Source organism: Prosthecobacter sp. (genome assembly GCF_020439865.1).
Classification (GTDB): Bacteria; Verrucomicrobiota; Verrucomicrobiia; order Verrucomicrobiales; family Verrucomicrobiaceae; genus Prosthecobacter.
This window is the reverse complement of record NZ_JAGRPF010000162.1, coordinates 1-10235: the sequence shown is the minus strand read 5'-3', so window position 1 is coordinate 10235 and position 10235 is coordinate 1. Positions and strand designations below refer to the sequence as shown.

The window sequence follows — 10235 nt, the reverse complement described above, 5'->3', positions numbered from 1 at the left end:
TGAGCTTGCGGTTCCATGCGTAATACACCGCCTTGTCGTTGAGCACGACGGTGGGCGATTCCTCGGAGAAGCTGAAGAGCGGCTTCGTCGTCTGCGCGATCGGCGCGGACTTCCACTTCTGCGCGCCGGTCTTCAAATCAAGGCACACGAGGCTGAAACCGTCGTGATAGACCACGTTGTCGCCGAGTGCCGCAAGCGTGAGCACGCTGATCTGCGGTCCGGCGTGCTTCCACAAAACCCTTCCCGTCTTCGCCTCGACCGCGACGACGTTCTTCGGGGCCGAATGATCGAGCACCACGCGATTGCGTCCGTCATAGCTGAAGTGGCGGCGCTTTTCGGTGTCCTCCTCGATCGTTTTCATGTCCGGCGGCGTCGGATTGCTCACCACGAGCAGAATGCCCTGCGTGGAGATCACCTCCTCCGCGGCGGCGGTCTCGTCATACACGTGCAACTGCTCGCCCGTGGCGGCGTCGAACTCGATGAGCGGTCCGTTGATGTCGAGTGGCGCATACACACGATCGCCGATGGCAATGAGTTTGCGCGGCATCTGCGCCGGACCGCTCTTCCACGGCCAGAATCGCGTGAGCCACTGCGTGAGCGGCTTCTTCCAAAGCACGACACCGTTATAGGCATCGCGTGCGACAAGCTGCCAGTCTGACGCGAGCTGCACCGACGCACGCGCTCCTTCGTCCATGATGTAAAACACGCGGCCATTCGCAGACACCATCGCGTTCAGGCTCGCCATGCTCTCGTGCGCCGTGGACCACAGCGGCGTGCCCGCCCACTGAAAGCGCCGCGGCAGGCCGCAGCTCTTGTCCTCGCCCACCGGATTGTTCGCGGCGTCGTATTGGTAATGCGTCCACTCCACCGTCTTCGGCGCATGCGGTTTGGTTTCCGCCGTCCAAGCGCCGTCCTTCTTTCGCATCACCGTGCCCCCCGGAGCCAGCACACGCATCGCCTCCTCCTTCGAAACCTTCGTGCCATCATCGAGCAGCAGCAGGTTCACCAGATTCTCCGCATGCGGCAGATCGTTGCGCTTCCAAACTTCCGCCGAAAGCCGCGCGGCCGCCGCGCTCTCACGAAACTTCGCCCGCGCCTGCGTCACCGCCGCCGCGTCATCATCCAGCGCCTGCACGATCAACGACGGTCGCGTCGCAGCGATGTCCGCCGCCAGCGCTCCATCCCCCGCGCCCACATGAACCACCAGCCCGCCGGTAGTGTGACTTTGTTCGAGGAGCTGTTTGGCGTCATCTGCTGCGAGAATGGAACTCGCGAGGCCGAACGTGAGCAGGAAAAAGGTCGGGGCACATTTCATGGTCGCATGAGAACGATCCGAATGGCCATTCCTAGCCGCTCATTGGTCAAACATTCGCTTCGGAGTTGAAAGTGCGATCCCTGCCAGTTGGTTGAACGATGCATTCCTTTATCTCCCGGTCGTTCGCCGCACTGACTCTGGCTCTGCCATTGTCGGCAACCGAACCGCATCACGTCGCACCCGATGAGGCCAAACTGCTCATGCTCGACACGCGGGTGATCGAACACGCTGAAAATGCCCGGCTCGTTCTCAGCTCGCCGGTCAAGGAGCCGCGAAATCCGTTGCTTCGCTCGGATCATCCTTGGGAAAACGCCACGAACAACTACTACCCGAATGTGCTTTGGGATGCGGAGGAGAAGGTGTGGAAGCTTTGGTATAAGGACGTGCTCGCAGACAAGGAAGTGATCGCACAGATGGATCAGCCCAGCACGGTGCATGATGTCGGTTGGTATCTGCTCTACGCCACATCCCGCGATGGCCTCGCGTGGCAGCGGCCTGAGCTCGGCGTGCATCGGTTCGCTGGCAGCGCAGCCAACAACATCGTTTCGCGCGACTGCCCGAACGTGGGCGTTTTCAAAGACCTCCACGATGCTGATCCCACTCGGCGCTACAAGATGGTCTTCGACGTCGGGCTCGGCAAACCGCGGGTGCGTTTCAGTGCGGACGGGATTCAGTGGGGCGAAGCAAGCGAGGTGCAGGGCTTCACGGCGCAGCAGGGCGACACGCACAACAACGCCTTTTATGACACGCGGCTCGGCAAGTATCTGTGGTTCACGAAGCTCTACCTCGGCGAACGGCTGGTGACGCGGCTTGAGAGCGATGATTTTCAGCACTGGAAGAGCAGCGGTCTCGTCCTTCGCAGCACGCTGGACGAAGGTCGTGTGCATCAAACGTATGCGCTGACCGTCTTCCCCTATGCCAATCTCTACCTCGGCTATGTGATGATGTATCACGTCGGAGCCGGGCGGACGGTGGACGTGGAGCTCGCGTGGAGTCCCGATTCGATCCACTGGCAGCGCGTAGCACCGGGTAAGGCTTTCCTGCCACTTGGCGTGGCTGGAAGCTACGACAGTGGCTGCATCTACGCGCAGGCAGGTCCGCCAGCGGTGCAGGACGGTGAGTTGCTTATTTATTACGGTGGAAGCCCGACGGTGCATCAAGGCTGGAAGCGTTCGGGTGACCTGTGTCTGGCACGGCTGGGTGAAGATCGCTTTGCGGCGTATGAGTCCAGTGAGATTGGAAAACCGACCGTGCTCACGACTTCGCTGCTGCGCACGACCAGTCAGCCGATCCGGCTCAATGCCGATGGCGACGTGAAGATGGAAACACTGCACGAAAAGGACGGCCTAGTGCGCCTGCGGCTCACACTCGCACCCGGCGCGAAGCTCTATGCGATCACAGGAGCCACGCTTGTGAACACTGATTTGCCTGCGCCGAAGTTGGAGCCTCTGCCGCGCGCGGCGGCACGTTCGGAGCCGCTAGTTTTCACCTTCGATCACGACGCCGGGAATTGGAAGGGCGTGGATGCGCTCGAGCATCACGCGGAAGGCTATATCTCAGTCTCGCGCTCCAAAAACCTGAGCCCGATCCTGCACGGGATTCCGCTGGCCGGCGACTGGCCCGTGCTGCTCGGCGGCGACGAAGTGACGATCTCCGCCCGCATCCGCGCCGCGAAGGCGGGCGGCAAGGTGCGCGTGGGAATCTTTGCCCGCGACATCGCGCAGTGGGAATGCGAGAAGCTTCCGCCTCTCACCGCCGGCTGGCAGACAATCTCCACGACGATCCGCTACGACTGGACCGACGAACAGGCACGAGCCGCAGGCTGGCAGCCGTCGCCGCAGGCCTTCTCCTGGCGCGACACGATCCGCCACGCGGGCAAGATGGCGATTATGGCCACGTGGATCGGCGAGCAAGGCAGCTTCGAGGTGGACGAAGTTCGATTGCAGCCACGCTGAGCCGCAGCGCATCCAATGCTCTGCCGACTTCAGCCGCACATCATTGGTCAAACATTCGCTTCAACCACGCGTCAACGACCGGTGTGGCCGGATACGACGAATCGCCCATCTGGCGATTGATCTCGGCGTGGCCCTTGAGGCCGCGGCCTTCGAAGCCTTGGATCTCGACCACCGTTCCGTCCTTGCGCAGTGCCGCAGCCAGCGCGTTGGACTGCGCGGTGCCGTCTTCACGCTGCACATGCAGGATCAGGAAGGCGGGTGCGTTGGGCGCGTCGGCGTGCTTCGTCGGTGACAGGGCAGCCTGCCGCTTCGGATCGGTGCCGAAGGCCTGCAAGTAGGTGTCGTGCATGAACTGGCCGCCTTCCGCGATCTGGCGCGGCACGTCGTAGCACGCGCCGTCGAGCGGGATGACCCCGCGGAGGGAATTCGCATTCAGGCCGGCCTTTTTGAAATAGCTGAGGTCCGTGCCAACGAGCGCCGACAGATGCGCGCCCGCGCTATGTCCCATGAGCACCACGCGTTTGCCATCGAAGCCGAGCGTCTCCGCCCGGTTGATGAGATGCGCGATCGCATTCGCCACATCCTGCGCCTGCTGCTCCACCGTGGCCGCAGGCACGAGACGGTAGTTGATCGAAGCGAAGGCGTAACCCTGCTGATGGTAGTGCGCGGACTTCTCGCCGGTCGCGTCCCGTTTGTCCCCCATCCTCCAGCCGCCGCCGTGGACAAAGATCACCAGCGGCGCGTTCGGCGATTCCGATTTCCAAAAGTCGAGCTTCTGCAGCGGGTCAGTGCCGTAACTGAGTTCGACGGAGTCTCCTGACGACCGTCGCTGCGTCAGCATTTCCCGCAGTCGCTCACGCAAGCGGGTTTGTGCGGACGCGGGGACGATTTGCAGGGTGACGAAGCAAAGGATGAGAGCGGTTCTAAACATGGGGTTCGGGTAAGGTGAAGGCTGCAACCACCGAATGCTCCGCAGGTCGCCCCGGTTTCAGAAAAATGATCGAGCGACAATTCACAGAGCATCGGCAAAGCCAAACGAATAGACCTTGGCGTTGTGGATCTCCATGCGCAGCACGACGGGACGATTCAGAAGTGGTTCAAGCTGGCCCGCCGGGACGCGGGTGCCTGTCCGGGTAACGACGGCGCTGCCCGTCACATTGCCTGATTCGTCGAACGCCGTCACTTTCACCTGACCGCCATCATGCGCATCGCAGGTGATCCACAGCCGGGAACCACTGCAGGTCACCGGTCGCGTGGTGATGATGGCGGTGGATTGGTCATCGACGGGTTCGTAGCCGGCCCAGCCGTCAGGTCGCAGCGTGGCGAGGCAGAGAAAGCCGTCGCGCCATGAGGTGTGTTTGCCGTTCGAGCCACCGTAGTAGATGCGGATTTCGTCTTTGTTCACAACCGGCGAGGCGGCGGCATACACGCAGCCCCAGTCGTAGTCGCCTTCGTTCGTTGCATTGCCGATGAACGGCGTGCCGGCTTGAATGCGCTGCCAGGTCGCGGTGTCGGGACTCCAGGCGAGCTCGGTGTGAACGCGGTCTTCCTTCGTACGAATGACGGCCAGCAAACCCAGATAGACATCGCCGTGTCGAAACACCGGCATCGCATACGCCTGGTTTTCCGGATCGCAGCGCAGCACCTCGACCGCCTTCGTCCAGTGTTTCAAATCGGCGCTTTCAGTGCGGCCGACGACGCGTTCACGAACGCCACCACTCTTGTTGAACAAGCGCACGAATCCCGCCCAGGACTTCCCATCCGGGCCGCGAACCATGTTGTTGTGCGTGTCGCTGCGCACTCCGGTGTCTTCGGAGGCAACGGCCTCGCTCCAATGCACGCCGTCGGCGGAGTAGCGCATGTCTTCGGCGCGAAACATCTTGTAGCGCCGCTGCGGGTCCGGTTCGGCATCGTCGCACGTGACGCCTGCGCCATGCGGTCCACGCAGCACGAGATTGTTGGCCTTGCTGCCTTCAAACTCGACCACGCCCAATTCGGGCTTCACCCACTTCAATCCATCCTCCGACACCGCGTAGCACACGCCCATCTCGCGACCGGGCGGCGGACGATACCGCGTGCTGTGACGTTGCTCGATCGACAGGCCTTTCGACGGCAGATCCACGATGAACGGGCTGTACCAGCACTTGTAGAGCTTGTCGGCGGGATCGAGGACGACGTTGGCATACAGATTGTCAAAGCGCACCTCCCACGGCCTGTCTTCGGCCATGAGCGGATTCGCTGGATGCTTCTCGACGGTTCCAAGCGTGAGGCGTGCGTTTTGTGTCGATTGAATGACACGCGAATCCAGCAGCAAGTGGGTGCCTTTCGTCGGGTCATCTGCCCGCGCCGATGTCAGCAACACGAATAATGTCGTCAGGCACAGAGAAGCGAATTTCATCGGTTTCGACTACTGAACACCATTCACCACATTCTCCAATGGCTGACCGGTGACCGCGGCGAGCGCGATGCGGGCGGACGTGGAGCGCATTTCGATCTTGGATTCGACACTGCAAAATGCGGCATGGCACGTCGCGATGAGGTTCGGCGTGGCAGCTTCGTCTGCGGTTCGCAGCGGTTCGTCCTCGATGACGTCGAGTCCGGCACCGGCGATGCGGCCTTCGCGAAGCGCGGCGAGAATCGCCGTCTTCTCGATCACGCCTCCACGGGCCGTGTTCACCACAAACGCCTCCGGTTTGAGCAGCGCGAGTTCGCGCTCGGCGATGAGATGCCGCGTTTCGTCGTTGAGCGGGCAATGCACTGAAAGCACGTCGCATCGCGTGAGCAGTTCGTCGAGCGTTCGCACCCGGGTGACGCCCACTGCCTTGTCGGCACCATTGGGAAGATAGGGATCGTGGAAGATGACCTTGAAGCCGAGCGCCTTCGCGCGCAGCGCGGTCGCCGTGCCGATGCGTCCGAGGCCGACGATGCCAAACGTCAATTCGCGCAGGCGTCGCAGCCTCGCACCGATCTTGATGTTCCATCCCAGAGTCTTCGCCTCTGCATCGAGCGGAAAAAGCTGGCGGCACAGCGCCATCGCGAGCGCGATCGCATGATCGGCGACTTCCTCGGTGCCGTAATCCGGCACGTTGCAAACGGCGATGCCGCGCTCACGTGCGGCAGCCGCGTCCACGCTGTCGAAACCGACGCCATTGCGGATGATGGCGCGGCAGTTTTTCAGCCCGGCAATGCCCGAGGCGGTCAGCGGCATGTTGTGCCAGATGATGATCGCATTCGCACCCGCGATTTCTTCATCCAGATCGGCGTCCGTATCACACAGGTGCCGCGTGACCTTCGCAGCGCTGCCGATGATGTTTTTTTCAATGACGGATTCGGCATCTCCCTGCGGAGCGGTGCGCCAGTCGATGATCGCGATGTGGGGCTGACTCATGTGATGATCTCCTTGATGACGTGTCCATGCACATCCGTCAACCGGCGCTGGATGCCGTTGTGGTAGAAGCTGAGTTTTTCATGGTCCAGACCGAGGAGATGCAGCGCCGTGGCGTGGAGTTCGTAGCTGTAGGCGGGATTCTCGGCGGCTTTGAAACCGAGTTCGTCGGTGCTGCCGTAGGCGCTGCCACCTTTGATCCCGCCGCCGGCCATCCAAGCGGTGAAGGCGCCGGGATTGTGATCGCGCCCCTTGCCGCTGCCCTGCGCGGCGGGCTGGCGGCCAAACTCCGAGGTGCAGATGACGAGCGTGCTGTCGAGCATGCCGCGTGATTTCAAATCAGCGAGCAGCGCGGCGGCGCCGCTGTCGAGGATCGGTCCCCAGTAGCCGTGATCGCGCACGAGGTCCTCATGGCTGTCCCAGTTCGGGCGGATCTTTTTCGCGGTGGTGTTTTCCGCACCGCAGTAGATCTGCACGAAGCGAACACCGCGCTCGACGAGACGGCGCGCGAGCAGGCACTGCCTGCCAAACGGTCCGATGTCCTCATGATCGAGCTGGTAGAGCTTCTTCGTGACCTCCGTCTCGCCATGCAGGTCGGTGGCTTCGGGCGCGCTGAGTTGCAGACGCGCGGCGAGTTCATACGCGGCGATGCGTGCCTCGAGTTCGCTGTTGCCCTCGCGTTGCGAAGCGTGTTCGCGATTGAGCATCTGTAGAAAGTCGCGGCTCGTCTGTTCGGCAGGTCCGCGCAGGTTCGCGAAACTCTTCGGTGGAAACAAATCGGCGATGGGCGGCTTCTCCGCATCGGTTTCGAGCACGGTTCCCTGATGAATCGCCGGCAGGAAACCCGCGCCCCAGTTGATGACGCCGCCGGGCGGCAATCCGCGCGGATCCGGCAGCACGACGAAGGCGGGCAGATCCTCGCTCAAGCTGCCGAGGCCATACGTCACCCACGCGCCCATGCTCGGAAAGCCGGGCAGGATGTAGCCGCTGTTCGCCATGAACATCGCCGGGCCGTGCAGCGCCGATTTGCTCTGCATCGAGTGGATGAACGCCATGTCATCGACGCGCTGCGCCAGTTTCGGAAACAGATCGCTGATCCAACGTCCGCATTCGCCATGCTGACGAAACGGCCACCAGCTTCCCTGGCAGTTGCCCGGCTTCGACGCGAAGAACTGCAGCTTGCCATCTGGATCGAAGGGTTTGCCCTGCCGTTTCGCGAGCTCCGGCTTGTAGTCCCACGTGTCCACATGCGACAGCCCACCGGGACAGAAGATCTGAATCACCGCCCGCGCCTTCGCCGCATGATGCGGTTTGCGTGGCGACAGCGGATTCGCCGCGGCCTGCACATCCTGTTCCAGCAAGGCGGCGAGCGCCATGCTGCCAAAGCCGCCGCCGAGGCGTTGGAGAAAATCGCGGCGGCAGCCGAAACGATTTCGCATAGGACATGGTGTGACGAAATTCATATCGTTTGATTTTATGAAGCAGACAAATCGTTGAGGCTCCTCAGTCAGTGTCTGTGGCCATTATCAGCGTTAGCAGACGGGCCTTAGGTTGTAGAATGACCCACGTTAGATCCCATGCGATCGCACCATGTCTTGAGCACCAGGGTTTATCACACGCGTAGAATTCAAGGTCGGTATGGGCATCTTTGAATGAAGCAAAGACGGAGTCGCCCAACCGCTTTGCATCATCTATCCTCTCTGCGGTAATCGGAGATGGTGAATACGCACCTCCTCGGGCGAGTGTTTGCGCAAAGAAGCCGCTCAAGAGAAAGGCCGAGTAATATTGCCAGTTGATTGGCCTGATCAGAACTTGGTCTTGGCGCTCCGAAATGCCAAACTGATTTACGATGTCCTCATGCCTCATGATCTCAAGGAACTGAGTAGGAATCCATGGTTGACGCTTTTTCGCGATCAATGAAATTCCAAGTGCATTGTCATTAATTTGATATGTTCGCGACTCGACAAAGCCATTTCGATACTCTTGGCCTAGTGCATTACAGTAGTCTTGCAAAGCGCTTGTCGGCTTAATCTCTTCAATATCTAGGTTTTCCCAGCGCAAAGAAGGCGGCTCAACCTGTCGGCAAACATGTTCCAAGCCATCAGTTCTTCTGAGATGATCTATGACCCCAAACAATCCGGTGAGATGAGGATTGCTAGTTCGAATTCCTTCAGGAACGACGATGAACCGATCTGTCGGCCACAATCCGCCTCCTGAGACTAATCGTGCGCGTGGCTCAAAATCCGGAGAGTTGCGGTCAAACAATCCGCTGCAAGGCAAAAAGTTGAACGTGCGAGCCTGCTGACTGAGCGGCTCATAAATCACGACAGGACCTGCTTTAGGAGCCGCACTATTTGATTGAGCGCAATAATGGATTTCATGTCCGTCTCGCCATTCTATCGCTGTTTCTAAAGGATTCATTGTGCAGAGCATGACAGGAGATCAAGAAACTGCTGGGTCCATGAAAACCAGTTGGGAGTTCAATCAACGTAAACAAACTCGTTCGCATTGATGAGCATACGGCAGAGTGCGAAGAGAGACTGTTCGGCGACGAGATGCGTGGAGGCGGTGAGTTCGTCCTGGGTGGGAGAACGCTGGAAGCACAGGTCAAAGGCACGGCGGATGGCGGCGTCACGGGAGTCGGTTTCGTTTTCGATGCGCGTGGCGAGGTAGCGCGCTTGCTGGAGCATGAACTCGTTGTTACTCAACGTGAGGGCCTGCAGCGCAGTCGTGGTTTGCGCGCGCGACGGAGTCAGATTGGCGGGATCAGGGCAGTCCAACGTGGTCATGAATTGGTGCGGCGTGGTGCGCACGATGAAACGATAGATGCTGCGCCGCCAAAGCTCGGGTTTGTCGGGCGTGAGGTAGTCGTAGATCGGCGCGTAGGCCTCGGTGTAGTTGAAGTCTCGATAGCCGGGGCCGCCCATCTCGGGATTGAGCTTGCCGCTGACGGCGAGCACGGCGTCGTGCAGCGATTCGGCGTCGAGCCGTCGCGGGTTTTGACGCCAGAGCAGACGGTTGCCGGAGTCGATTTGCGCCGCCGCCGGCACAACCTCGTCACTCCGCTGCTGATAGGCCTGCGACATCACGATGAGCTTGTGGATGTGCTTCAAACTCCAGCCGTGGGTCATGAGTTCGTTCGCGAGGAAATCGAGAAGCTCGGGATGACTCGGTTTGTCGCCACCAAGGCCGAAGTCACTTGGCGTGGTGACGAGACCCTGGCCGAAGTGATGGTGCCAGAGACGGTTTACAATGACACGGGCGGTGAGCGGATTGTCGCGATTCGTGATCCACTTTGCGAGCGCGAGGCGGCGCTGGCTTTCGGGTGTTTGATCATCACCGAAACTCACCGGCGCATGCGTGGCCCATGCGAAGGCACCCGGCGTGACTTCCTGCGCCTCGTCCTCGGGATTGCCGCGACGCTGGACTTTGACGACAGAAGGTTTGGCCTCGCTCACCACGGCGAAAACTTTCGGCGCCTCGGGGAGCGTCTTCAATGCGGCTTCGAGTTTTGTGGCGTCGGCACGCAACTGCTTGAGGCGCGCTTCGTCCGCGGCGGCCAGCGTGGTGTGATCCACAT

The 10235-nt window shown here is 60.8% G+C and carries 8 protein-coding genes; 1 reads left to right on the top strand and 7 read right to left on the bottom strand.

Annotated elements, in window-relative coordinates:
* On the bottom strand, positions 1-1315 hold a 1315-nt coding region (locus tag KDL09_RS19615), incomplete at its 3' end, for a PQQ-binding-like beta-propeller repeat protein (protein ID WP_294388972.1).
* A gap of 98 nt (positions 1316-1413) precedes the next feature.
* Between KDL09_RS19615 and KDL09_RS19610 the strand changes: the two genes are divergently transcribed.
* Positions 1414-3270: a hypothetical protein gene (locus tag KDL09_RS19610; RefSeq protein WP_294388970.1), complete on the top strand. Its 1857-nt coding sequence runs from the start codon at positions 1414-1416 to the stop codon at positions 3268-3270.
* Positions 3271-3310: 40 nt separating this feature from the next.
* On the opposite strand, the gene KDL09_RS19605 is transcribed toward KDL09_RS19610, so the two are convergent.
* The 6 genes from KDL09_RS19605 to KDL09_RS19580 all read right to left on the bottom strand — a co-directional run.
* On the bottom strand, positions 3311-4111 hold the full coding sequence (locus KDL09_RS19605; RefSeq protein ID WP_345781100.1) for an alpha/beta hydrolase: 801 nt from the start codon (positions 4109-4111) through the stop codon (positions 3311-3313).
* A gap of 171 nt (positions 4112-4282) precedes the next feature.
* Positions 4283-5668 (bottom strand): hypothetical protein, encoded by a 1386-nt coding sequence (locus KDL09_RS19600; RefSeq protein WP_294388966.1) that lies wholly within the window; start codon positions 5666-5668, stop codon positions 4283-4285.
* A 9-nt stretch (positions 5669-5677) separates the two neighbouring features.
* Complete coding sequence (locus KDL09_RS19595; RefSeq protein ID WP_294388964.1) at positions 5678-6658, bottom strand: C-terminal binding protein; 981 nt, start codon at positions 6656-6658, stop codon at positions 5678-5680.
* On the bottom strand, positions 6655-8094 hold the full coding sequence (locus KDL09_RS19590) for a DUF1501 domain-containing protein (protein WP_294388962.1): 1440 nt from the start codon (positions 8092-8094) through the stop codon (positions 6655-6657). Before KDL09_RS19590 ends, KDL09_RS19595 begins: the two co-directional genes overlap by 4 nt.
* A gap of 64 nt (positions 8095-8158) precedes the next feature.
* Positions 8159-9088 carry a hypothetical protein gene (locus tag KDL09_RS19585; RefSeq protein ID WP_294388960.1) on the bottom strand — a complete coding sequence of 310 codons (930 nt, stop codon included), beginning with the start codon at positions 9086-9088 and terminating at the stop codon, positions 8159-8161.
* 47 nt (positions 9089-9135) lie between these two features.
* A partial coding sequence (locus KDL09_RS19580; protein ID WP_294388958.1) for a DUF1553 domain-containing protein occupies positions 9136-10235 on the bottom strand: 1100 nt, incomplete at its 5' end.